The sequence below is a fragment of the Sphingopyxis sp. genome (assembly GCF_036402335.1).
Taxonomy (GTDB): Bacteria; Pseudomonadota; Alphaproteobacteria; order Sphingomonadales; family Sphingomonadaceae; genus Sphingopyxis.
This window is the reverse complement of record NZ_DASWTD010000664.1, coordinates 1-23,072: the sequence shown is the minus strand read 5'-3', so window position 1 is coordinate 23,072 and position 23,072 is coordinate 1. Positions and strand designations below refer to the sequence as shown.

At 64.7% G+C, this 23,072-nt stretch carries 24 protein-coding genes; 8 read left to right on the top strand and 16 right to left on the bottom strand.

The window, feature by feature from the left end:
* From VGD20_RS21360 to VGD20_RS21345, 4 genes are all read right to left on the bottom strand, one after another.
* A partial coding sequence (locus VGD20_RS21360) for a hypothetical protein (RefSeq protein WP_331136382.1) occupies positions 1 to 236 on the bottom strand: 236 nt, incomplete at its 3' end.
* A 21-nt stretch (positions 237 to 257) separates the two neighbouring features.
* The gene (locus VGD20_RS21355) at positions 258 to 1,643 is read right to left on the bottom strand and encodes a class I SAM-dependent methyltransferase (protein WP_331136381.1); all 1,386 of its coding nucleotides are present in this window, start codon (positions 1,641 to 1,643) and stop codon (positions 258 to 260) included.
* 4 nt (positions 1,644 to 1,647) lie between these two features.
* Positions 1,648 to 1,857 carry a hypothetical protein gene (locus tag VGD20_RS21350; RefSeq protein WP_331136380.1) on the bottom strand — a complete coding sequence of 70 codons (210 nt, stop codon included), beginning with the start codon at positions 1,855 to 1,857 and terminating at the stop codon, positions 1,648 to 1,650.
* Positions 1,858 to 2,093: 236 nt separating this feature from the next.
* Entirely contained in the window at positions 2,094 to 3,437 is a 1,344-nt protein-coding gene (locus VGD20_RS21345; RefSeq protein ID WP_331136379.1) for a sorbosone dehydrogenase family protein, read from the bottom strand.
* 173 nt (positions 3,438 to 3,610) lie between these two features.
* Between VGD20_RS21345 and VGD20_RS21340 the strand changes: the two genes are divergently transcribed.
* Positions 3,611 to 3,826 (top strand): hypothetical protein, encoded by a 216-nt coding sequence (locus VGD20_RS21340; protein WP_331136378.1) that lies wholly within the window; start codon positions 3,611 to 3,613, stop codon positions 3,824 to 3,826.
* A gap of 2 nt (positions 3,827 to 3,828) precedes the next feature.
* Here the strand turns inward: VGD20_RS21340 and argC are convergent, their stop codons facing one another.
* The 3 genes from argC to VGD20_RS21325 all read right to left on the bottom strand — a co-directional run bounded on the left by argC (position 3,829) and on the right by VGD20_RS21325 (position 7,182).
* Complete coding sequence (gene argC / locus VGD20_RS21335; RefSeq protein WP_331136377.1) at positions 3,829 to 4,746, bottom strand: N-acetyl-gamma-glutamyl-phosphate reductase; 918 nt, start codon at positions 4,744 to 4,746, stop codon at positions 3,829 to 3,831.
* Positions 4,747 to 4,749: 3 nt separating this feature from the next.
* Positions 4,750 to 5,649, bottom strand: a complete 900-nt coding sequence (locus tag VGD20_RS21330) for a C40 family peptidase (protein WP_331136376.1) — start codon at positions 5,647 to 5,649, stop codon at positions 4,750 to 4,752.
* A 129-nt stretch (positions 5,650 to 5,778) separates the two neighbouring features.
* Positions 5,779 to 7,182, bottom strand: a complete 1,404-nt coding sequence (locus VGD20_RS21325; RefSeq protein WP_331136375.1) for a leucyl aminopeptidase family protein — start codon at positions 7,180 to 7,182, stop codon at positions 5,779 to 5,781.
* Positions 7,183 to 7,237: 55 nt separating this feature from the next.
* Between VGD20_RS21325 and VGD20_RS21320 the strand changes: the two genes are divergently transcribed.
* From VGD20_RS21320 to VGD20_RS21305, 4 genes are all read left to right on the top strand, one after another.
* Positions 7,238 to 8,071 carry a DUF3298 and DUF4163 domain-containing protein gene (locus tag VGD20_RS21320; RefSeq protein ID WP_331136374.1) on the top strand — a complete coding sequence of 278 codons (834 nt, stop codon included), beginning with the start codon at positions 7,238 to 7,240 and terminating at the stop codon, positions 8,069 to 8,071.
* 16 nt (positions 8,072 to 8,087) lie between these two features.
* Positions 8,088 to 9,023 carry an SDR family oxidoreductase gene (locus tag VGD20_RS21315; protein WP_331136373.1) on the top strand — a complete coding sequence of 312 codons (936 nt, stop codon included), beginning with the start codon at positions 8,088 to 8,090 and terminating at the stop codon, positions 9,021 to 9,023.
* 22 nt (positions 9,024 to 9,045) lie between these two features.
* Positions 9,046 to 9,228: a DUF3008 family protein gene (locus VGD20_RS21310; protein WP_331136372.1), complete on the top strand. Its 183-nt coding sequence runs from the start codon at positions 9,046 to 9,048 to the stop codon at positions 9,226 to 9,228.
* Between the two features lie 70 nt (positions 9,229 to 9,298).
* Positions 9,299 to 9,862 carry a hypothetical protein gene (locus tag VGD20_RS21305; RefSeq protein WP_331136371.1) on the top strand — a complete coding sequence of 188 codons (564 nt, stop codon included), beginning with the start codon at positions 9,299 to 9,301 and terminating at the stop codon, positions 9,860 to 9,862.
* Positions 9,863 to 9,865: 3 nt separating this feature from the next.
* Here VGD20_RS21305 and VGD20_RS21300 read toward each other — a convergent pair whose 3' ends face one another.
* Positions 9,866 to 11,401 carry an NAD(P)/FAD-dependent oxidoreductase gene (locus VGD20_RS21300; protein ID WP_331136370.1) on the bottom strand — a complete coding sequence of 512 codons (1,536 nt, stop codon included), beginning with the start codon at positions 11,399 to 11,401 and terminating at the stop codon, positions 9,866 to 9,868.
* Between the two features lie 196 nt (positions 11,402 to 11,597).
* Here VGD20_RS21300 and VGD20_RS21295 point away from each other — a divergent pair, with 196 nt between their 5' ends.
* Both VGD20_RS21295 and VGD20_RS21290 read left to right on the top strand, forming a co-directional pair.
* The gene (locus tag VGD20_RS21295) at positions 11,598 to 12,722 is read left to right on the top strand and encodes a DUF47 family protein (protein WP_331136369.1); all 1,125 of its coding nucleotides are present in this window, start codon (positions 11,598 to 11,600) and stop codon (positions 12,720 to 12,722) included.
* Between the two features lie 139 nt (positions 12,723 to 12,861).
* Positions 12,862 to 13,875 carry an inorganic phosphate transporter gene (locus VGD20_RS21290; protein ID WP_331136368.1) on the top strand — a complete coding sequence of 338 codons (1,014 nt, stop codon included), beginning with the start codon at positions 12,862 to 12,864 and terminating at the stop codon, positions 13,873 to 13,875.
* On the opposite strand, the gene VGD20_RS21285 is transcribed toward VGD20_RS21290, so the two are convergent.
* The 4 genes from VGD20_RS21285 to VGD20_RS21270 form a co-directional block, all read right to left on the bottom strand.
* Complete coding sequence (locus VGD20_RS21285; RefSeq protein ID WP_331136367.1) at positions 13,859 to 14,227, bottom strand: SecDF P1 head subdomain-containing protein; 369 nt, start codon at positions 14,225 to 14,227, stop codon at positions 13,859 to 13,861. The genes VGD20_RS21290 and VGD20_RS21285 overlap by 17 nt on opposite strands.
* A 91-nt stretch (positions 14,228 to 14,318) precedes the next feature.
* The gene (locus VGD20_RS21280) at positions 14,319 to 15,788 is read right to left on the bottom strand and encodes a DUF4403 family protein (RefSeq protein WP_331136366.1); all 1,470 of its coding nucleotides are present in this window, start codon (positions 15,786 to 15,788) and stop codon (positions 14,319 to 14,321) included.
* A 65-nt stretch (positions 15,789 to 15,853) separates the two neighbouring features.
* Entirely contained in the window at positions 15,854 to 17,224 is a 1,371-nt protein-coding gene (gene rimO, locus VGD20_RS21275) for a 30S ribosomal protein S12 methylthiotransferase RimO (RefSeq protein ID WP_331136365.1), read from the bottom strand.
* 135 nt (positions 17,225 to 17,359) lie between these two features.
* Positions 17,360 to 18,067 (bottom strand): alpha/beta hydrolase, encoded by a 708-nt coding sequence (locus VGD20_RS21270; RefSeq protein WP_331136364.1) that lies wholly within the window; start codon positions 18,065 to 18,067, stop codon positions 17,360 to 17,362.
* A gap of 64 nt (positions 18,068 to 18,131) precedes the next feature.
* Between VGD20_RS21270 and VGD20_RS21265 the strand changes: the two genes are divergently transcribed.
* A complete protein-coding gene (locus VGD20_RS21265; RefSeq protein ID WP_331136363.1) occupies positions 18,132 to 18,458 on the top strand; it encodes a DUF423 domain-containing protein in 327 nt (108 codons plus the stop codon).
* Here VGD20_RS21265 and VGD20_RS21260 read toward each other — a convergent pair.
* The 4 genes from VGD20_RS21260 to serS all read right to left on the bottom strand — a co-directional run bounded on the left by VGD20_RS21260 (position 18,455) and on the right by serS (position 22,759).
* Positions 18,455 to 19,492, bottom strand: a complete 1,038-nt coding sequence (locus VGD20_RS21260; protein ID WP_414714608.1) for a potassium channel family protein — start codon at positions 19,490 to 19,492, stop codon at positions 18,455 to 18,457. The genes VGD20_RS21265 and VGD20_RS21260 overlap by 4 nt on opposite strands.
* Before the next feature lie 26 nt (positions 19,493 to 19,518).
* Entirely contained in the window at positions 19,519 to 20,586 is a 1,068-nt protein-coding gene (locus tag VGD20_RS21255) for a M23 family metallopeptidase (RefSeq protein ID WP_331136361.1), read from the bottom strand.
* Positions 20,587 to 20,659: 73 nt separating this feature from the next.
* Positions 20,660 to 21,424: a 5'/3'-nucleotidase SurE gene (gene surE, locus VGD20_RS21250; protein WP_331136360.1), complete on the bottom strand. Its 765-nt coding sequence runs from the start codon at positions 21,422 to 21,424 to the stop codon at positions 20,660 to 20,662.
* Between the two features lie 51 nt (positions 21,425 to 21,475).
* Positions 21,476 to 22,759 (bottom strand): serine--tRNA ligase, encoded by a 1,284-nt coding sequence (serS, locus tag VGD20_RS21245; RefSeq protein ID WP_331136359.1) that lies wholly within the window; start codon positions 22,757 to 22,759, stop codon positions 21,476 to 21,478.
* Between the last annotated feature and the right edge of the window lie 313 nt (positions 22,760 to 23,072).

Here is a 23,072-nt window from a genome sequence, read left to right as displayed (position 1 = left end):
AGGAGCGCGGGAATGTAAAAGAAATAGAAGGCGGTCATCGCCGCCGCAATGCCGGCCCGGGCCCAGTTGCCGCAGATCAGGCGCAACAGCGAGGTGACCAGCAGGGTCCCGATCAGCGTCGCCAGCGCAGTGGGCCAGACGCTTTCGAACCCGAGACGCAGCCGGTTTCCGCTCCAATATCCCATCATCGCGATCAGCGTGATAAGCATACCGGCGATGGGGGAGCGTGCCAGCACGCCAAGCGCCTCTCTCATGCGTCAGTTGCGACGCTCATACGCGACGATCAGCCGCCCGATTTCCGCGAGCCTTGTCTGCCGGACGATGCGGCCGCGCGCTTCGACATGATGCACGAACGCGTCTTCGGTATAGTCTGGAAAGATATCCGGGCGATGGCGCAGCAGTTGCTGAACCATCGGGTCGGATTTGGAAGGGAATTCGATCACGCCCGCGGGTGCAAGCTTCATCAGCCAATCGACCGCCATGTCGAGCGGCACATTCTTCGCGATCGCGAGATGGTGGATCAGCGCGAGCGCGAGCATCATATCGGCATCGGAGCGGTCAGACAGACCCCGGCGTTCCGCGCTGGCCCATCCCTGCGCGGGGCTGGGGTTCGTCGCGTCGAGCCACAGCGGCAGCATCGGTGCTCCCACTTGGTCGCTGTGCGCAAAAGCGCGCTCCAACGCGCCGAGATCAAAGTCGAACCCGACGACGCTTTGCGCCCCCGCGGCGAGCGCGGTGCGGCTGAACTCGCCGCTGTTGCACCCGATATCGTATAGCAGGCGGGGATTGGCGCCGTTGACGGCGCTCGCGACAAACTCATGCTTGGCGGCGCGCCGCGCGTCGTCATAGCTGTTGTTTTCCGCATAGTCGTCCCAGACGGTTTTTTCCGTCGGAAGCGCCAGGCCGGCAATATAGTCGCGCAAGCTTGTAAGCATTGCGATCAGGCGTTGCTTGGGCAATTTGACTTCGCGGCGCGTCTTGCCGGTCAGGCCCTCGGCAACGCGGTCGCGCTCGAATGCTGCAGGTCCGACGATATGCGCCAAGACGGTGAAAGACAGCCGGTCCCTCCATCCCAACAGCTTAGCGAGATCTTCGGGTGCGATCCCCTCAAGCGCGCCGCGATACCAGGCGTGCGGGGCAATCCCCTTTTTCGCCCACAGGAAAAGGGGGTTGAGGAATTGCATGCCAAATTGCCGCTGCCCGGCCCAGGCAGACCCCTCGTCATATGGGATGATCGAGAGATGATCGATGAATACGGGCTTGGTCCCGCGGAACTGGATATTATAGGCGGTCGCATCCGAAAGCGTGAAGTTCCGAGCGAGCAGCGCCATATGGAAATCGAGATGGTGGAGCGCCGCGGCCTTCAGGCCCGAGAAGCACCATTCATAAGGATAGGAAATATAATCGAGCACGGGATGCTCGAGCCATTGGGCGACGCCCGGAGCCAGATCGCCGAGCCCGTCACCCGAGACGATATCCGCCGGGAGAAGCCAGCCGTCCCCGATCATCTCGTCGAGCACGCCGCTGTCCTTCGCTGCGCGAAATTGCACGACGCCGCCATCGAAAATGGCACGCAAAATGCGCTTGTCGTGCCGCAACACGCGCCCGGACGGGTCGCGGAAAGAACCACCCTCAAAGGTCATGGGTTCAATCCTGCCCGCTGATCTTCGAACGGTTGAAAATGCCCTTGAGCCTCGACCAGTAGATTTTGCCGAACACAAGCACGCTAGCGACGGCGCCGGTCAGGGCCTGAAGCGCCATGCTGACGGTCGCCCCGTCCAAATAAGCGTGCGCGGGCGCTGGTGTCAGGATACCGAATATGACGATCGCAAACAGTGCATTGGACAGAATTTTCATGAATAGGCCCCCTTTATTCGATGACCTATCGATGACGAAACATCCTCAATATTTGATTAATTCGCCGCTGACATAGCCCTGCGGCACATCTGGCGCCGGTCGAGCAGCGAGAAACTTAAGTCCGCACCGCTAAGCGTTCGGACGTCGCGTGTCCCGTGAAAACGCCCGAAACCGGCTCCGCTCTTTCGATTTCGACCGTCTGCGATCCCGGCTTTGGCCGGGATGACGAAACAGGCCTATCCGGCCTTCGCCACCCGCCAGATCACTCCGCCGGTATCGTCGGCGACCAGCGCGCTACCGTCCTTCGCGACCTTCACGTCGGCCGGGCGGCCGCGCGTCGTCTTGCCGTCGCTGGCAAGGAACTGGTCGAGCAGCGTGACCGGCAGCGCGTCGAGCGGCTTGCCGTTGGCGCCGAACTTGACGAACACGACGCTGTAGCCCGCGACGGGTTCGCGGTTCCACGACCCGTGCAGCGCGATCAGCGCGCCGTTCGCCCAGCGATCGCCAAGATCGAGACCCTGCGTGAAGGTCATTCCCAGCGGCGCGGTATGCGCGCCGAGGCCGTAGTCGGGGCGCTTGACATATTGGCGGCGATCCTCGGCCTCGGGCTCGACGCGCGGGTCGATGAAGCCGCCCCAATAATACCAGGGCCAGCCATAGAAATCACCTTCGGTGACGTCGGTCAGATAATCGGGGACAAGGTCGCTGCCGAGCATGTCGCGTTCGTTGACGACGGTCCACAGGCGGTTGCTGCCGGGATGGAAGCCGAGGCCGACGGGGTTGCGGATACCCGCGGCGAAGGTCCGGACATATTTCTGTTCGGGCCGCACCTCGAGCACGCTGGCGCGGCGGAACTCGCGGTTCATGCCGGCTTCGCCGATATTGCTGTCGGCGCCGACGCCGATATAGAGCCAGCCGTTGGGCGCCGCCGCGAGACTCTTGGTCCAGTGCCGGTTGGTGCCCTTTGCCGGCAGGTCGACGATCTTTGCGGGCTTGCCGCTCATCTTCGTCTCGCCCGCGACATAGGGGAAAGCGAGCAGCGCGTCGGTGTTGGCGACGTAGAGCGTGCTGCCGACCAGCGCCATGCCATAGGGCGAATTGAGACCCGTGATATAGGCGGTCTTGACCTCGGCCTTGCCGTCGCCATCCGCATCGCGCAGCAGGGTGATACGGTTCGCCGACGGGCGGCGGCCGGTGCCGCCCTTGCCCATCAGGCTGCCCATGACCTTGCCCTCGACACTCGACGTGTCACGCGGCGGGCTCTGCGATTCCGCCACGAGTATGTCGCCGTTGGGGAGCACCAGCATCGTGCGCGGATGGTCGAGCCCCTCGGCGAAGCGTGCGACCGCGAGGCCCTGCGCGGCGCGCGGCGCCTGTCCCGCCGGCCAGCTCGTCGCCTCGGGAACGTTCACCGTCGGAAAGGTTTCGGTGCGCTGCGACGCCATCACCGGTACCCGGCCGCTGAGCTCGGCGGTCGAGAAGCGCGCCACGTCGGGCCGCGACATGACGTAGAGCGTGATGCCCCCCGCGATCAGCAGGAGCAGCAGGGCGAGGGCGGCATATTTCAGGATCTTGCGCATGACGCCTGTCTACACGGGCAAAGCGCGGCGTCAAAGGGGGTTGGATGGACCTCCAAAGGGTTAATCGTCGAGGGTCTTTCATTAACCTTACCCGGTTGTTCATCACGGTTGGGAACGAGGCGGTGAGGGGCAGGGTGTAACAGGTCGGTTCCACGCAACGGACCGGGAATTCCATGCACCTGCCCGCACCTTTTCTCACCGATCGCGCCGCGGTCGAGGATGCCCATGCGCTGATCAGCATGCACGGCGAAGAAGCGGGATTCGCGGCGGCGGCGCGCGCCGAGCAATATCGCGTGCTCGGCAACCACGTCCATTTCGCGCGCTGGCGCCAGATCGAGCGGCTGATCACCTATTTGTCGGTCGAGGACATCCTCGACACGGTGCACTGACCTTACAGCCGCAGTCCCGCTGTTTCGGGCAATCCCGCCATGATGTTGAGATTCTGGACGCACGCGCCGCTCGCGCCCTTGCCCAGATTGTCGAGCCGCGCGACGAGGCGGAGCTGACGGCCGGCGGAATCCGAGAAGAGCGTGAGGTCCATCCGGTCGGTCGCTTCGTCGGTCCGGCTCAGCAGCAATTCGTTCGCATCGCCGCGGCGGACCGATATGAGCGACGACCCTTCGAAATGCGCCGCGAGCGCGTCGAATGCCGTATCGGCGGTCGGCGTATCGAAGCTGAGCGGCACCTCGACGAGCATCCCGCGGTAGACGGGAACGACCGCCGGGGCGAACAGCGGCGCGTGGACGAGCCCGGCGCCTTGCTGCATTTCGGGCACATGTTTGTGGTTCAGCGACAGCCCGTAACTGCGGAATCCGATATCGGGTTCGGCCTCGAAGCGCGCGATCAATTCCTTGCCGCCGCCCGAATAGCCCGACACCGCATTGACGCTGAGCCGCGCATCGGCGGGGACGATTCCCGCGGCGACCAGCGGCGCGACGAGCGCGAGAAAGCCTGTCGGATAGCAGCCGGGGTTGCTCACCCGGGTTGACGTGGCGATGGCGCCCCGCTGCGCCGCGCTCAGTTCGGGAAAGCCATAGGCCCAACCCGGCGCGACGCGGTGCGCGGTCGACGCGTCGATGACCTTTGTGCGATCGTTGCGGATCATCGCGACCGCTTCGATCGCCGCGGCATCGGGCAGGCAGAGGATGACGAAATCGGCACCGTTCAGCGCTTCTGCGCGGCGCGCCGCATCCTTGCGCTCGGCGTCGGGCAGCGTGACGAGCGCGAACTCGCTCCGGCCGGCAAGCCGCTCGGCGATTTCGAGGCCCGTCGTCCCCGCCGCGCCGTCGATGAAAACCGTTTGCACCATGATTTATCGCAGTCTTTTATATCCGCTCACCGGCGGATCATGATCCTTTGCAGCCGAGCGCGCGATCACGTCGGCCAGCGGTTCGCTGTTCACCGCCATCCATCGTCGGCTGGCGTGGATGATGGTGCGTTCGTCGGCCATGATGCCGACATGGCCGGGGAAGAAGACGAGGTCACCGCGCTCAAGCGCTGCCGGATCGATATCCTTGTCGGCGCCGAGCGCGGCGAGTTGCAGGTCGCTGTCGCGCGGCAGCTGGACGCCCGCCGCGCTCCAGACGAGCTGGACAAGGCCCGAGCAATCGATGCCCTTCGCGGTGCGGCCGCCCCAGACATAGGGCGTGCCGATCATCTGTTCGGCGAGCTCGGCGGGGTCGCCGTCCTGTGCGCCGACCTCGACGAGCGCCGCCAGCGGCAGATAGCCGTGCGAGGTTGCGAGCCATTCGCCCTGGGGCTCGCCCATGACCAGCGCGCCGCGCGGCAGGACGGCGGGGCCGCCGCTCGCGGCATCGGGATCGCTGTGCAGCATCGCCTCGATCATCGCGACGCGGTGCGTGCGCGCGATCGGCGCGGCGAGCGCTTCGGCGGCAAGATAGCCGACATAATGGTCGGCGAGGCAATAGCCCCAAGCCCAGCCGCCGGTGAGGTCGAGCAGGGCGAAACCTTCGCCGAACAGGAGTTCGCTCGTCTGGTCGGCGTCGACCGACGGCGCTGCGCGCAGCGATGCGGCAGGCAATACGCCGCTGCGCATCATCGGCGCGGCATAGTGCGGCGCGAAATGCGTTCCCGCGACGGCGATATCGGCTAGGTCGGGGCGGATCGCGACGACGCGCGGATCGAACGCCTGCGACGTGCCGGTCAGGCCGAAGCGATCGCGGCCCGCGCCGGCGGCACCGGGACGCCCCATGCGCACGCGATTGGCCGCTGAATTTTCACCGCTCTCTGCTGTCACTGGCCGTCCTGTTGAAACCCGACGTCCGCAAGGTGCGGACAATCGCGCGCCATTAGACCAGCAGGGCGGGCTTTATCAAGATGTTCAGCTTTTCCCGCGCCGGTCGTACCGCGCCTGCAACATCGCCCATGCGGCGCGAAGTCCCAGCGCCGCGCCGCCCTTCGGACGCCCGGGCTTGGCCGAGGGGCGCCAGGCGAAGGTGTCGAGATGCGCCCATAGCGCGCCCTCGGGCACGAAACGCTTCAGGAACAGTGCGGCGGTGATCGTGCCGGCGAAGGGCGAACTGCCGGCATTGCCGAGGTCGGCGATATCGGTTTCGAGCAGGTCGGCGTAACCGTCCCAGAGCGGCATTCGCCACAGCGGGTCGTCGCGGTCGATCCCGCCCGCCAGCATCGCATCGGCGAGCGCATCGTCGTTGGCGAAGAGCGGCGGCAGGTCGGGGCCGAGCGCGACGCGCGCGGCGCCGGTCAGCGTCGCGAAATCGACGATCAGCTCGGGCTTGGCTTCGCCCGCCTTCGCGAGCGCATCGCCGAGCACCAGTCGCCCTTCGGCGTCGGTGTTGCCGATCTCGACCGTCAGGCCCAGCCGGCTCTTCAACACGTCGCCGGGACGAAAGGCGTCGGCGGCGATGGCATTTTCGGCGGCGGCGACCAGGCAGTGGAGCCGCACCGGCAGGCCCCGCGCCATCACCAGTTCGGCGAGCGCGAGGGCATGCGCCGCGCCGCCCATGTCCTTTTTCATCAGGCGCATGCCCGCCGCAGGCTTGATGTCGAGCCCGCCGCTGTCGAAGCTGATCCCCTTGCCCACGAGCGCGACGCGGGGATGGCTGTCCTTCCCCCATTCGATTTCGATCAGCCGCGGTGCGTGGTGCTTCGCCGCGGCGCGCCCGACGGCATGGATCATCGGATAGCCCTGCTCGAGCGCCTCGCCCTTGGTGACGGTCAGCTTGCCGCCGTGCGCCTTGGCGATGCGCTCGGCCGCCTTTTCGATGGCCGCGGGTCCCATATCGGCGGCGGGCGTGTTGACGAGATCGCGGACGAGAGCCGTTGCGTGCATCTCTGCCACCAGCGGCGCGATCGCCCCGACGTCGCTGGTCAGCAGCACGCGCGGACCCTTCGCGGGCGGCTTCGATTTATAGGCGTCGAAACGATATTGTGCGCTCATCCATCCGAACAGTGCCTTTCCCGGCTGCTGCCCTTCGACGCGGTAGCGGCCTTCGGGAAGGATTTGCCCGAGCTTGGCGAGGCACCATGCCGACAGGCTTTCGGCGTTCGCAACGGTCGTGACGACGGCCCATTTCTCGGGATCGTCGCCGGGCAGGATCGTATGGACGAAAGCATCGGGCTTGAATCCGACCGCGGCGAGGTGGGCGCGTTCGCGCGCGCTGCGACCCTTGAGCCACCCGTCGTAGCTCTTCTTGTCGACGACGTGGATCGGGCGGGCGTCCTGTCCCTTGTCGGGCTGGATCAGGTCGGAATAGTCGGTCATGCGCATGGTGCTAGGCCGCTCGGGATATTTTGTCGATTCCCGGCGTTATGCCTGCATGACAATCACAAAGCCCTGGCAAAATGCCATTTCGTTCGTCGCCGTAGCCATGCTGGTCGCCGGCTGCTCCGAAGAGAAACCGACGCAGGCGGACAAGGTGGCTGCCGCTTCGGTTCCCGGCGCGCCGCCCGGCGGGGCGGCCGATATCGCCGCCAAAAACGCCCCGGCGTCGAACGTCGAGGAAAAGAACGACCTGATCGAATTCGCCTATGCCTATCCGCGCGACGCCGCGGCGATCCCCGAACTTGCCGCGTGGCTCGACGGCGACCGGACGACGAAGCGCGACGCGCTGATCGCCGCGGCGCAGCGTGACAAGGCGGCGGCGGACAAGGGCGAATTCCCCTATCGCCCCCACAGCCACCTGCAGACGTGGCAGCGCGTGACGAGCACGCCGCGCTTCCTCAGCCTGTCGGCCGAAATCGAAACCTATATGGGCGGCGCGCATGGCATGACGAATTTCGATACGCTGCTTTGGGACCGCAACCGCCGCAAACGGCTGAAACCGCTCGACCTGTTCAAGAGCGGCGAGGCGTTCGACGCCGCGATCCGCGATGCTTTCTGCGCCGGTATCAAGCGCGCCAAGGCGGCCAAGGGCATCACCGCCGACGAAGCGCCGGACAGCCCCTTCGCCAAATGCCCGCCGGCCTCTGCGCAGACGGTGTGGCTTGGCTCGTCGGACGGGCGCTTCCTCGACCGCATGACGATCGCGATCGCACCCTATGAGGTCGGGCCCTTTGCCGAGGGCAGCTACAAGATCAACGTGCCGGTGACCGGCGCGCTTGCCAAGGCCGTCAAGGACGAGTTTGCGCGCGACTTCCTTCCCATCAACTGAATCCGAGGACAAGGGCATGGCGAAGCAGCCGAAGGCCGGAAAGGTCGGCGAAAGCGAAAAGGAAAAGAAAGGCAAGCGGAGCGCGGCGGCGACGCTGCGCCGCGATGTGGGCAGCGCGAAGACGATCGCCAAGCCGCCGTCCGATCGGGAAGCTGACCTCGATCGCGCTCCCAAATGGCAACCGCGCTATCCGGGATCGGGGCGCCTCGACGGCAAGGTCGCGATCGTCACCGGCGGCGACAGCGGCATCGGCCGCGCGGTGTGTGCGCTCTTCGCGCGCGAGGGCGCTGATATAGCGATCGTCTATCTCGAGAACCGCGCCGATGCCGTCGAGACCGCCGCGATCGTCGAAGCCGAGGGGCGCCGTGCGATCGCCATCAAGGCCGATGTCGGAAAGGCCCGGGCAAGCGAAAAGATCGTCGCGCAGGTGGTCGACAAGCTCGGCCGTCTCGACATCCTCGTCAATAACGCCGGCGAACAGCATCCGGCCGAAGACATCCGCGACATCAGCCCCGAACAATTGCAGCAGACTTTCGCGACCAACATCTTCGGCATGTTCTATCTGGTCCAGGCTGCGCTGCCGCATCTGAAAAAAGGCACGGCGATCATCAATTGCACCAGCATCACCATGTATCAGGGGTCGAAGGGGCTGCTCGATTACAGCGCCACCAAGGGCGCGATCACTGCCTTCACCCGGTCACTCAGCGAGAATCTGGTGGGCAAGGGGATTCGCGTGAACGGCGTCGCGCCGGGCCCGATCTGGACCCCGCTGAACCCGCGCGGCGGCGCGCCCGCGAAAAAGGTCGAAACCTTTGGCGAAAGCACGCCGATGAAGCGTCCCGGCGAACCCAATGAGGTCGCGCCCGCGTTCCTGTTCCTCGCATGCGACGACAGCAGCTATATGTCGGGTCAGGTGTTGCATCCCAACGGCGGCACGATCGTTAATGGCTAACGGGCGGGCAAGGAGACAGACCATGCCAGCAAAATCGAAAGCCCAGCAGAAAGCCGCCGGTGCCGCGCTCAGCGCCAAGCGCGGCGATACCCCCAGGTCGAAGCTGAAAGGCGCGTCGAAGCAGATGGCCAACAGCATGAGCGAGAAACAGCTCGAGGATTTCGCCAAGGGTTCGACCAAGGGCAAGCCCGAACACGCCGACTGAACTTGCAGGGCTGGATTGTCGCGCCCAGATCCGCCATCCTCGGCCGAAGGTCATCGGTGGGGGAAAGACGATGGGGAATTTCTATCGTGCGGTCTGTGCGGCGGCGATGCTGTTCGCGTTGGGCGGATGCAGCTTTCAAACGGCGCTCGACAAGATGGTGAAGCCCGAGCGGCAGAAGGAATTGCTCGCGATCGGCGAGCGCTTTTGCACCGACCCGGCAAGCATGACGAGCCAGATGCATCCCGAGATTGCGTCATCGGCAACGGATGCTGCGCCGATGCTGCCACGCGAATGCCCTGTGGGCAAAGCGACGTGGCAGATCGCCAATTACAGCTGGAAGACCAACGTCACGCCGGGGCTCAAGGAGCGACAGGAAGAGGTTGTCATGGTCGGAACCGGCCAAGGCAAATGGACGACGGTATCGCTACGCTTCTATGCACAGAACGACGCGCCGCTCCAGATCACCGAATGGAATGTCGTCGGCAGCGCGACCCGTCCCGATGCACTGCTGTTCATCGATCAATATGAGGCGGGGGTGAAGGCGCTGCGGATCATCGTTCCGATCGTGCTGCTCGCAATCGGCGGGCTGATCTATTGGCTGATCCGGCGGCGGCGCGCGAAACGCGCCGCCTGACGGTCATTCGGCGGCTTCGAGCTCGGCGGGAGCCGCTGCCACCGCACGTGCATTGCCGAACGTCAGAATGCCGTCCGCAATCGCGCCGGTGCGCATGTCGATCCGGTCCTGCACATAATTCTGGCTGAGCCGCCAGGGCAGCGCGACCGTGCTCTTGGGCATGATGTGCAGCGATCGCTGGATATAGCCCGATGAGAAATCGAAGACATTTTCCTCTTCGAGGCTCGACGGATCGGCGAGCGCCGGAGTGGCGACGGTGGTTCCGGTGTCGCGCATATGGTTGAGCACGCGGCAGACATATTCGGATACGATGTCGGCGCGCAGCGTCCAGCTTGCATTGAGATAGCCGAACACCGCCGAGAAATTCGGCACGTTCGAGAACATGCACGCCTTGTAATAGAAATGATCGTGCCAATCGACGGGCGCACCGTCGACGCGCACGGGAATCTTGCCGGCGACGGCGAGTTTCAGCCCGGTGGCGGTGATGATGATATCGGCATCGAGGTGCTGGCCCGACTTCAGCTGGATACCCGTCGCATCGAACTTCTCGATATGATCGGTCACGACTGACGCCTTGTCCGCCTTCATCGCCTCGAAGAAATCGGCGTCGGGAACGAGGCACAGGCGCTGGTCCCAAGGGTTATACGGCGGGGTGAAGGCCTTGGCATCGTAGCGGTCGCCGAGGCTCGCCTGCAGCTTCTTCGTCAGGAATTCCTTGACCTTCTCGGGCTTCGCGCGTGCGCGGCGGAAGGCGATGTCCTGCAGCCGCACATTCTTGAAGCGCGTGATCTTGTACGCGAGCTCTTCGGGCAGGAACCTGCGGAGAAAGTTGGCGAACCCGTCCTTGGCTGGCCGGATGAAATACCAGGTCGGCGTGCGCTGCAGCATCGTGACGTGGGCGGCTTCCTTCATCGACGGGACGATGGTCACCGCGGTTGCGCCCGATCCGATCACGACGACCTTCTTGTCCTTGTAATCAAGATCCTTCGGCCAGAATTGCGGGTGGATGATCTGGCCCTGGAAATCCTCGCGACCCGCGAACTGGGCGTCGAAGGGCTCGTCATAGTCATAATAGCCCGACCCGAGATAGAGCCAGCGCGCGGTCGTGGTCGATTTCGCGCCCTTGCTGTCCTCCATCGTCACCGTCCAGCGCGCGGCGGCGCTATCCCAGTCGGCGCCAACGACCTTGCTGTCGAAGCGGATGCGCTCGCGGATATGACGCTCGTCGACGATGCGGTTCAGATATTCGAGGATCGAGGGGCCGTCGGCGATCGACTTTTCATGCTTCCACGGTTCGAAGACAAAGCCGAGCGTGTGCATGTCGCTGTCCGAACGGATGCCCGGGTAACGGAAAAGATCCCAGGTGCCGCCAAGCTGTTCGCGGCGCTCGACGAGGGCGAAGCTGCGGTCGGGCGAGTTCATTTGCAAATGCACCGCCATGCCGATGCCCGAAATTCCCGCGCCGACGATCAGCACATCCTGATCGACCGGTGCAGCTTTCGCGTCCGCGGGGCGTTCTATCGTCGCCGTACCTGCCATTATCCTGTCTCCCGACCATGTTTGGACACAGCTTACGCACCACGTTGCATTTTGCAATCGAATTGACGTTTACGGAAAGTGCGGGTAGCGAGCGCAGCTTCGCTTGTGACTGTCACAAAACCGTCATAGAGGCGAAGCTCAATCTATGACCATGCGGCCGCGCCGCCGCCTTGCCCCATGAAAGGGACTGACCAAGTTGCGCCAGATCGCTGTCCTTCCCTATCGATTCGGCGGCCCGGCGCAGGACGGGCCCACCGAAATCCTGCTGATCACGTCGCGCGAGACGAAACGCTGGGTGGTACCGAAGGGCAATCCGCTAAGCGGAATGACGCGCCACGCCGCCGCTGCGGTCGAGGCCGAGGAAGAGGCGGGCGTGATCGGCGCCGTCTGCCCGACGCCGATCGGCAGCTATGAATACAGGAAGCGCCGCGCAAACGGCGCGTCGATCATGTACAACGTCGAAGTTTTTCCGCTCGCCGTGACCAACGAGCTCGCCGACTGGAAGGAAATGGACGAACGCGACCGCAAATGGTTCTCGTTCCGCGATGCCGCGTCGGCCGTGGAAGAACCCGATTTGCAGGCGCTGATCCGCTCGTTCGGCGATGGCGGTTTCCGCGCCGTCGCCCAACCGCGCGGGGGCGCCCACAATGTAGCAGACAAGACAGGGGTTAGCTGGATGTTCGCATGGTTTCAGCGTTTGCTGCCGCGACAGGGGAATTTCTTCGAATTGTTCGAAAGCCACGCCGCGACGCTCGTCGCCGGCGCGAACGCGCTGTCGCGCATGTTGCAGGGCGGCGAGGGCATGGCCGACCATGTGCAGGAAATCATCGAGCGCGAGCATGACGCCGACGCGATTACGCGCGAAGTGTTGCAGACCGTCCGCCGCACTTTCCTGACCCCGTTCGACCGCAGCGCGATCACCGACCTGATCGCCTCGATGGATGACGCGATCGACGAGATGCAGAAGACCGCGGGCGCGGTCGATCTGTACGATGTCACCGAATTCGAACCCGAAATGCGCGACATCGGCGGGATCATCGTCGACGCGGCGCGGCTGACCGCCGAGGCGCTGCCGCTGCTGCGCAATATCTCGGCGAATGCGGTGCGCCTTCACGAACTGACCGAACGGCTGGTGCGGATGGAAGGCCATGCCGACGAAATCCATGCCGCGGGCCTCAAGCGCCTGTTCAAGGAACATGGGCAATCGAACAGCGTCCGCTTCCTGATCGGGCGCGAACTCTACCGTCATCTCGAACGCGTCACCGACAGTTTCGAGGATGTCGCGAACGAAATCGACGGTCTGGTCATCGACCACGCATAAGCAATCGACAATCATGCCATCCGCAAAGAACCCGTTCGCATCGAGCGAAGTCGAGATGCCCATCGATATGGCGCGAGGCCGATGGGTGTCTCGACTTCGCTCGACACGAACGGTCCTATAGGGTCAGAGCGAACCAGCTATGCACGAACTCGCTTTTCCGCTCCTCGTCGGTCTCGTCATCCTCGCGCTGGCCTTCGACTTCCTGAACGGCCTCCACGATGCCGCGAACAGCATCGCGACCGTCGTCGCGACGCGGTTGCTGCGGCCGGTGCAGGCGGTGCTTTTCGCCGCCTTTTTCAATTTTGCCGCTTATTTCCTGTCGATCATCTTTCCCGAACTGCACAAGGTCGCCGAGACGATCGGCAAGGGGATCATCGACAAGGATCTGGTAACCCCCGCCGTGGTGTTCGGCGCGTTGGTCGGCGCGATGTTCTGGAACGTCGTCACCTGGCTGAAGGGCATCCCGTCGTCATCGAGCCACGCGCTCGTCGGCGGGATCGTGGGCGCGGGTGTCGCACACGCCGGGTTTGAGGGGATCGAATGGACCGGGCTCAACAAGACCGTCATCGCGATCTTCCTGTCGCCTTTGCTTGGCATGATGCTGGCGATGCTGGTTATGCTCGTCAGCAGTTGGGCGCTGCGCCGTGCGACCGCCAAATTCGCCGAGACGACATTCCGCCGGCTGCACCTTCTTTCTTCCGCAGCCTATTCGATCAGCCACGGGCTGAACGATGCGCAAAAGACGATGGGGATCATCACGGTGCTCCTCTATTCGACCGGCTATCTCGGCGGCGAATTCCATGTGCCGCACTGGGTCGCGTTCAGCTGCTACATTGCGATCGCATTGGGTACGCTGTCGGGAGGGTGGAAGATTATCGAGACGATGGGCGGGCGCATCACCAAGCTGTCGCATCATCAGGGCTTCGCCGCTTCGACCGGCGGGTCGATCATGGTGTTCACCGCCAGCCTGCTCGGCATCCCGGTGTCGACGACGCACACGATCACCGGCAGCATCATCGGCGCCGGCGTCGCGCGCCGGGCGAGCGCGGTGCGCTGGGGCGTCGCGGGCAATGTCGTCGCGGCGTGGTTCATCACCATCCCGGCAAGCGCGATCGTTGCGGCGGCTTTCTACGGGATTACCCGGCTGTTCTAGTCTTTTCCTCAGAGCAGCCTTGAAGGGCCGCAGCGATGCGGTCGGCCTCGGCCTGATCGATGCCGGAAATCTGGAGTTCCCCATTCACGATCGGTTCGTTGACATAAGGCTCGCTCACGATCCGGCCGTCGACACGGATCGACAGCGGCTTGCCGATATTTGCGGTGGTCAATTTTTCCAACGCGCCGTGAAGCGATGCGGGGAGGGTGATGCTGACGATAGGCAATCCGCTAAGGGTCTCGATCCCCGCTACCGCTTTAACCGGGTCTGATCGGCATAGGTCGAGATTTCCGATCCATATGCCCTTTTCCGAGGCTACGACGGGTTCGCCCACAATCTGCGCTGCCAGCATGGCGGGGCAGGACAATAGGGCGGAGGCGAGAAGCGCAGGGACCAAGTTCGACCGCATCTTTGAACCTTTCATATGAACTGCACTGCCGGTGTCACCGCGGGCGGTAATCGACGCTGGCGCCACCGACCATCCGTACCGGGAGATAGAGGCCGTTGCCATAAGCCTTGATCTCGCCGATCTGGAAGCTGTCGATGCGGGTTCGGATCACAAAGGCGCCCTCGCGCCGCTGGTCGACCGCGCGTTTGATCTTGCCCTGCAACTCACCCAGATCGCGGGTGAAATTCTGCGTCAGCGCCTCGGCGATCAGCGGCGCGAAACCTTCGCTGCGGCCGAGGAGTATGAGGAGGTCGCCGCCCACACCGTCGGTATCGCCATTGATGACGAGGTCAGTGAAATAGACCTTGGCCGACCCCGGACTGTTAACCGGGATCGCGGTCATCCAGATGCGCCCGCGCGTCGGCTCGCCCGATTGTATCTCGAGCTTGGCGTCGACGTCGACCCCCACCTCAATCCGGCCGCCTTCGGCGCCGTAGATTGTCGACTTGCCGAATTTGACCATCATCGGGCCGACCTTCGTCAGTTTGAAAGGCCGCAGCGACCGTTTTGCGAGTGCGCGGTCGACGACGGGTTGAAGCTGGGCGTAATCGGCGATGACAGGCACGCGCACGTCGAGATGCGGCTTCGGAATTGCTCGAACCAGCCGTGGTAGCGGCGTTGGCGCGGGGTCGGACGGACGGCCCGACACGAAGGTCTCGGTGATCGCTTCCAGCCCGAGATCGAGGCTCATCCGCTGCCCGTCGATCCGGTAGCCGCCGTACAGGATTCGCTGCGGCGTCACGCGCATCCATACTGGCGGATTTTCGTGGTTGAGCTCGAGCGCGGTGAAGCTTTGCCGCCAGACGTCGGCGGCCTGTTTGCGAATATCGATCTTTGCGATTTCGCGGTTCACTTCGCGTTCGACATCGCGCACCACCGGTTTGAGCTTGGCATCGGCTTCGTCGGTGAAGGTGATCCGGCGTCCGAGGAAATCGATCCCCGGCGCCTTGGTCCATCCGTAACTAATCCGCGCCTTGCCCTGCGTTCGCCAGTCGGGAGTCAGTTCGATGCGGACGCGGGCATGCGCCATAGCGGCGCCGGTTGCGGTCTCGCCCTTGAGCACTCCACCGACATCGCGTGCGGCGACCGTCGCATGGAGTGGCATATCAACGACGATTTCGTCGCCTTCGCCGCGCAACCGGAGCGGCCCGCGCGTCACCTGGCCGACGATCGTGCAGGCGATCGGCGGGGTGACCTTGACCTTCCTGCCGAGAACCTTGACCCGCTGCGGCTGGACACAGGCGCGCTCGCGCCTGTTGATCGTCCACAGCGTCTTCGGCACTGCGCGTTCGAGTGCGGTCTTGAGCGAGGCGGTGCTGGCGTTGATCGGCACCGCGATCAGTGATTTCTGCGTCGGGGATGGGGCTTCGTCGGTTGCGCGTGGTGGAGCTTCAACCTCGGTCTTGCGATCGCAGGCGGCGAGCGATCCGAGCAATAGCAGTGCAGCAAATGACCTGGCGTGCATGGTACGGCCTTTGTTCGATGTTCCCTAGGTAACATCGAACAGTAAAAGCCGTTCCAATATATGCGTCAGCCCGCGACCACCCCGAACAGGTCGTGCTCGTCGGCATCCTCGATTTCGACATCGACGATATCGCCGGCTTTCAGCGTCGCGGCGACGTCGCGGAGGTAGACGTGGCCGTCGATTTCGGGTGCGTCGGCCTGTGAGCGACCCGTCGCGCCGATGCTGCCGTCCTCATCCGCGTCGCCGACCTCGTCGATGATCACGGGGAGCGTCCGGCCGATCTTGGCTTCGAGCTTCGCGGTGCTGATCGCGGCGGTCTTGGCCATGATGCGCTGGTAGCGCTCTTCCTTGGCTTCTTCGGGCACCTGGTCGTCGAGGGCATTCGCCTGCGCGCCCGCGACGGGTTCGAAGCGGAAGGCGCCGACGCGGTCGAGCTGCGCTTCGTCGAGCCAGTCGAGCAGATATTGGAAGTCGGCCTCGGTCTCGCCCGGGAAGCCGACGACGAAGCTCGAGCGGATCGAAATGTCGGGCGCGATCGCGCGCCAGCTCTTGAGCCGTTCGAGCACCTTCGCTTCGTTCGCCGGGCGCTTCATGCGTTTGAGGACGCTCGGGCTCGCGTGCTGGAAGGGGATGTCCAGATAGGGGGTCAGCAGTCCCTCGGCCATCAGCGGGATCACCGCATCGACGTGCGGATAGGGATAGACATAGTGGAGGCGCACCCACGGGGCGCGGCCTTCGCTGGTCTTGAGCTGGCCGAGTTCGCGCGCGAGGTCGGTCATATGCGCGCGCACCTCGCGGCCGTGCCACTGGCGCGGGTCGTGGCGGATGTCGACGCCATAGGCCGAGGTATCCTGGCTGATCACCAGCAGTTCCTTGGTCCCCGCCGCGACGAGCTTTTCGGCCTCGCGCAGCACCGCGTCGATCCGGCGGCTGACGAGTTTACCGCGGAGATCGGGAATGATGCAGAAGGAGCAGCTGTGGTTGCAGCCCTCCGAAATCTTCAGATAGCTGTAGTGGCGCGGGGTCAGCTTCAGCCCGCCCTCGGGGACGAGGTCGATGAACGGCCCCTGCGTTGGCGGCGCGGCGTCGTGGACGGCGTCGACGACCTGCTCATATTGATGCGCGCCGGTGACCGCGAGCACGTTCGGGAAGCGCGCACGGATGACCTCGGCCTCATTGCCCATGCAGCCGGTGACGATGACGCGCCCATTCTCGGCCATCGCCTCGCCGATCGCCTCGAGGCTTTCCTCCTTCGCCGAGTCGAGGAAGCCGCAGGTGTTGACGAGCACAACGTCGGCGCCGGCATAATCGGGCGACAGGCCATAGCCGTCGGCGCGGAGTTTGGTCAGAATCCGTTCGCTGTCGACGAGCGCCTTGGGGCAGCCGAGCGAAACCATGCCGACCTTCGGCTGGGTGGGGAGGGTTTTGACTGTCATGATTGGCGGGGCGCATAGGGGATTTTTTGCGGTTTGTCACCACCGCGTGTATCCCCGCGCAGGCGGGGATCCAGAGTGCGCCAATGCGACTGTCGCTTTCCAATGTTCGGGGCCCCCGCCTTCGCGGGGGAACAATTAGCTCTTCCCCGCCAGCGTATCCGCGACGATCCGCCACACGCGCGGGTTGATGCCGAGCCCCAGATGCGTGCTGTCGACCTTGATGTTCCGCGCCTGCGAATTGTAGATGTCGACGGCGATGTCGGGGCCAACGATGCCGTCGCGGTCGGAGTAGATGACGGTCAGCGGCTGGGTGAGGCCCTTGAGGTTCCGCGCGTGGATTTCGCGCTCGATCGCATCGAAATCGCGGCCCGAGAAACGCTGTGCGAGCGCGGTATATTGGGGGCCGCCGATGATCGGACTACCCATGGTGATGATTTCGCGGACGAGATGCGGGTGCGCGCGCGCGGTTTCGCGGGCGATGACGCCGCCGAGGCTCCAGCCGATGAGGGTCAGCGGCGCGCCATCGGCCTTGGCCCACTCGCTCGCCTGCGCCGCAAAGCGTTCGACGTCGGCAGCAACGCGGCCCCGATTGCGGCCGATACCCCAGTCGCGGACATGATAGCCAAGGTGGCGGAGATATGCCTCCAGCGGGCGCATCGACAATTCGCTGGCGCCGTAGCCGGGAAGGAGCGCTACCGGACGGCCATCTCCGCGCGGCGCGCCGATGAGGTGGTAGCCCGACAGGCCGTAGCGCAGCATGTCGAGCGGCAGCGCGAGTTCGCCGAGCGTCGCGAGGCGGCTCGGCGGCCTCAGTCCTTCGGGAAGCGGGGTGTCGCGGGGCATCGCCTTCTCCCTATTGTCCGCCTATAGCTCGCCGCATCGACACGGCATTGCAAGGGTGGTGAACATGATTGGCGTATTTGCGGCTATTTCGGCGGCGGTTGCGGTGGCGGCGGGCGCGTTCGGCGCGCATGGCGCATCGGGGCCGCAGGAGGCTGAATGGCTGCGCACCGGCGGGATTTACCAGCTGGTCCACGCGGTCGCGGCGCTGGCGATCATGGGCGTCGCGCGCGGTCCGGCGATCATGTTGCTCGCGGGCGGTGCCCTGTTTGCCGTCACCCTCTATACGATGGCGTTGGGCGGGCCGCGATGGCTTGGCGCGGTGACGCCGATCGGCGGTACGCTGCTGATTGTCGGCTGGCTCTGGGCCGGCTGGCTTTACTGGCGCGGTTAACCGCCCGCCACGCTCGCTTCGCATTCCTCGCATTTCACGACCTCGACGATCTGGTCGCCGTGCCGGAGCTGTTGCGCTTCGGGTTCCCAGAAGCCGTAGGGCTTGCCGCCGCGATAGATGCGCAGGCCGCGTCCGCCGCTGGCCAGCTGGTCGAGGCTGCGCCCGACCTCTTCGGTCGCCACCGGCCGTTCGCGTAGCTGGACCCGCCCGCCGATGCCGGCGAGATCGGCCATATAATCGGCGATATGCGCGCCCTGCGCCGAGCCCGCGAGCAGCAGTCCGGTAAAGCTGACCGGGTTGATGACATTGTTCGCGCCCGCCTGCCGCGCGAGCAGTTCATTGTCCTGCGCGCGGATGACGACGCTGATCGGTACCTCGGGGGCGAGGTGGCGGACGGTCAGGACCATCAGGATCGACGTGTCGTCGCGGCCCGCCGAGACGAGGACCGATTGCGCCTTGGCGATCTGGACGTCGATCAACGTGTCGTCGTTCGACGCATCGCCCTGCAGCACGTTGCAGCCCGCCGCTTCGGCCTCTGCAATGCGGGGTCCCGACTGGTCGATCACGACGATGCACGCGGGGTCGGTGCCGCGCGCGATCAGTTCCTTGACCGCTTCGCTGCCGCTGATGCCATAGCCGAGCACGACGATATGGTTGGTGAGCTTTGCCTGGATGCGGGCCATACGCCATTTTTCCCATGTGCGCTTGAGGACGAAATTATAGGCGGTGCCGACGAAGATAAAGAGCACCGCGATGCGGATCGGGGTGACGATCACTGCCTCGATCAGGCGCGAGCGGTCGGACACCGGCGCGATATCGCCGAATCCCGTCGTGGTGACCGAGATCATCGTGAAATAGACGACATCGAGGAAGCTGATCTGGCCGTCGTGGCTGTCCTTCAGCCCGGCGCGGTCGATCCAGTGGACGAGCACGACGATCGCGATCAGGAAAAAGGCGACGCCGAGCCTGGTGATGACATCGGCCCAGATCGGCCAGTTGCTCGCGCGCTTCAACGGGCGAAAGATGTGCGGCATTTTCAGCTTGTCGGACGGCCGACGGCTCATCGGGGCGGCAACTGCTTCATCGGATCGACTGGTATGCGATTTTTGCGCAACTGGAAATGGAGTTGCGACGTCTGGACCTGACCCGTCGCGCCAGCGCGGCCGATGACGTCGCCCATGCGTACGCTCTGGCCGCGCTTGACGTCGATCCGGCCGGCATGCCCATAGGCGCTGACCCAGCCGCTGCCATGGTTGATCAGGATCAGCCCGCCATAGACGCCGATCTGGTCGCCGGCATAAGCGACGATGCCGTTGGCGGTTGCGCGGATCGGGGTGCCTTCGGCGGCGGCGATGTTGATGCCGTCGCTGACCTTGCCGGGCGCGATCCGGCCGAAACGCGCGAGGATCGGCCCGTTGAGCGGCCATTCGAAGCGGCCGGTGAAATAAGCGGGGTCGGCGATTGCGGTGGTGACGGGTTTGCGCGGCGCGGCGGCGCCGGCCTTCGGCTTTCCACTGGCGGCGAGCGCCGGCTGGCTGCCGGTCGCGATATCGTCGATGTCGAGGCGGAAGGCGGCGGCGCGTGCGCCGACATCGACCGGACCGGCTTGCACCGGGCGCGCGTCGGACGGCAAGCGGAGCCGCTGGCCGACACGGAGGATATAGGGCTCGTCGAGCGCGTTGATCGTGATGATCTCGCCCCAGTCGGCGCGATAGGCGGCGGCGATCCCGATACCGGTCTCGTCTGCCGCGACGCGGTGATAGAGGCCGGCGGGAATGCGAAGCTGTTGTCCGGGGTGCAGCGTATAGGGCGCGGCCAGATCGTTTTCGATCGCGAGGGCTTCGGATCCCGCGCCGCTCATCTCGCCGATCGCGCGCAGCGTGTCGCCGGGGCGGACGGTGTATGCGCCCGCGGTCACGCGCACGGCATTGGCGGTAACGGGTTTCAGCGTCCAGGTCGGCCGGGGATCGGCACCGACGACGTCGCCGCCGAAGATATCGCCGCGAACGATTTCTTCCGCGGGTGGTGCGGCGCGCGATGCCGGCGCGGGCGCGGTGGTCGCAGGAATGCAGCCCGCGAGCAGAAACGCCCCCGACAATAGCCAGATACGATGGTTAACACCCCCCATCGCGCCTCTTTGCCAAAGCAAATCGACGATGGCTAGGCTTCTGTCCCGATATGGAACAGAATTTCAGATTTTATCAGCCGCCGTAAGCGCCGCGCAGCGCTGCCAGCGAGGCGTCGTGCGTCAGATCGAGCTGGAGCGGGGTGACCGAGATATAATTGTCGTCGATCGCTTCGAGGTCGCTGTCATGGCCAAGGCTGTGTTCGATGCCGTGGAGGCCGAACCAGTAATAGCGATAGCCGCGCGGGTCGGTGCCCTCGACGATCGAACCGCGGCCGTAATCGTGGAAACCCTGACGCGTCACGCGGATGCCCCGTACCTCGGCAGCGGGGGTCGCGGGGAAGTTGATGTTGATCAGCGTCCGCGGCGGCATGTCATGATCGAGCAGCGGGCGGAGCACTTGCGAGCCCCATGTTTCGGCGGCCTCGAACGGCACGCTGTCGCCCATGCCTTCCCTGGCATAGACTTGGCTGAGCGCGATCGAACGGATGCCCGCGAGTGCGCCCTCGATCGCCGCCGAGACGGTGCCCGAGTAGGTAATGTCGTCGCCAAGGTTGGCGCCGCGGTTGACGCCCGAAAGAATGAGGTCGGGCTTTTCGGGCATCAGCTTGCCGATCGCCATCATCACCGAATCGGTCGGCGTGCCGCTGCACGACCAGCGGCGCTCGCCATGCTCGCGGATGCGCACCGGGCGCGACAGGGTGAGCGAGTGGCCGGCACCCGACTGTTCTTCGGCGGGGGCACAGACCCAGATGTCGTCGGAGAGCTGCCGAGCGATCGCCTCCAGCACCACCATGCCGGGAGCGTGATAGCCGTCGTCGTTGGTGAGGAGGATGCGCATTCTTGCTCTTTCTCTTTTCGTCACCCCGGACTTGATCCGGGGTGACGGGGGTTAGCTGGTCGAGGGCGTCAGCTTCGTAATGCCGCCCATATACGGAAGCAGCGCCGCCGGAACGATGACGCTGCCATCGGCCTGCTGGTAATTCTCCAGAATCGCGACGAGCGTGCGGCCCACGGCCAGCCCCGAGCCGTTCAGTGTATGGACGAACTCGTTGGTCTTCGTTCCCTCGCGGCGGAAGCGCGCGTTCATGCGCCGCGCCTGGAAATCGCCGCAGGTCGAACAGCTCGAAATCTCGCGATAGGCGTTCTGGCCGGGCAGCCAGACTTCGAGGTCGTAGGTCTTGCGCGCCGAAAAGCCCATGTCGCCGCTACACAGCAGCATCTTGCGGTACGGCAGTTCGAGCGCTTCGAGAATCGCCTCCGCGGCGCGCGTCTTGCGTTCGAGTTCGGCGTCCGAATCCTCGGGACGGACGATCGAGACGAGCTCGACCTTCCAGAACTGGTGCTGGCGGATATAGCCGCGCGTGTCGCGCCCCGCCGACCCGGCTTCGGAACGGAAGCAGGGGGTGAGCGCGGTCATGCGGATCGGCAGATCGGCCTCGGGCAGGATTTCCTCGCGCACGGCGTTGGTCAGGCTCATCTCGGAGGTCGAGATCAGCCAGCGGCCATCGGTGGTCTGGAACAGGTCCTCGCGAAACTTGGGAAGCTGCGTCGTGCCATAAGCAGCCTCGTCGCGGACCATCAGCGGTGTCGCGCATTCGGTATAGCCTGCGTCGATGGTCTGCCGATCGATCATGAACTGACCGATTGCGCGTTCGAGGCGCGCCATCTGGCCCTTCAGGAAGGCAAAGCGGGCGCCCGACATCTTCGCCGCGGTCTCGAAATCGAGCCCGAGCGCGGGGGCGAAATCGGCATGTTCCTGCGGCGCGAAGTCGAAGCTGCGCGGGGTGCCCCACCGTGCGATCTCGACATTGCCTTCCTCGTCCTCGCCGACGGGGACGTCATCGAGCGGGATGTTCGGGATCGCCGCGAGCATGTCCTGCAGCGCGGCAAGCTGTTCGCGCTCGGCATCCTCCTTGGCGGGAAGGGCGGTCTTGAGCTCGGCGACCTCGGCCTTCAGCGCCTCGGCCTTGTCCTTGTCGCCCTGCGCCATCGCCTGGCCGATCAGCTTCGACGCCTCGTTGCGGCGCGCGAGCGAGCCCTGGATATCGGTCTGCAACGCGCGCAGCGACGCATCGGCCGCCACGATTTGCGCGGACAGGGGTTCGAGGCCGCGGCGCGCGAGGCCGGCGTCGAATGCTGCGGGATTTTCCCGGATCAGGCGGATATCGTGCATGGCGGCGCTATGGCGTTGCGGGGCGGGTGGTGCAAGCCTGTCCTTAGGCGAACGCACCGACCTTCTATTTTTCGTCATTCCCGCGCCCAAGGCCACTGGCGTTACAGCCAGGCTGCGGCCGTCCAGGATCTCCGCATGTGAGCGGGCCGCTACGAAAGCCGAAAAGACGGCAGGTTGCACGGTTCGGCTCGGAGTCATCGATATGGATCAGCGACGTTGATTGGGGGCACGATAATCTTGCGCTACGATGAAGCCGGAAAATCCATCCGATGCGATCGCGAAATAGGAGGGCTTCTGAAAGAAAGCCCTTTCC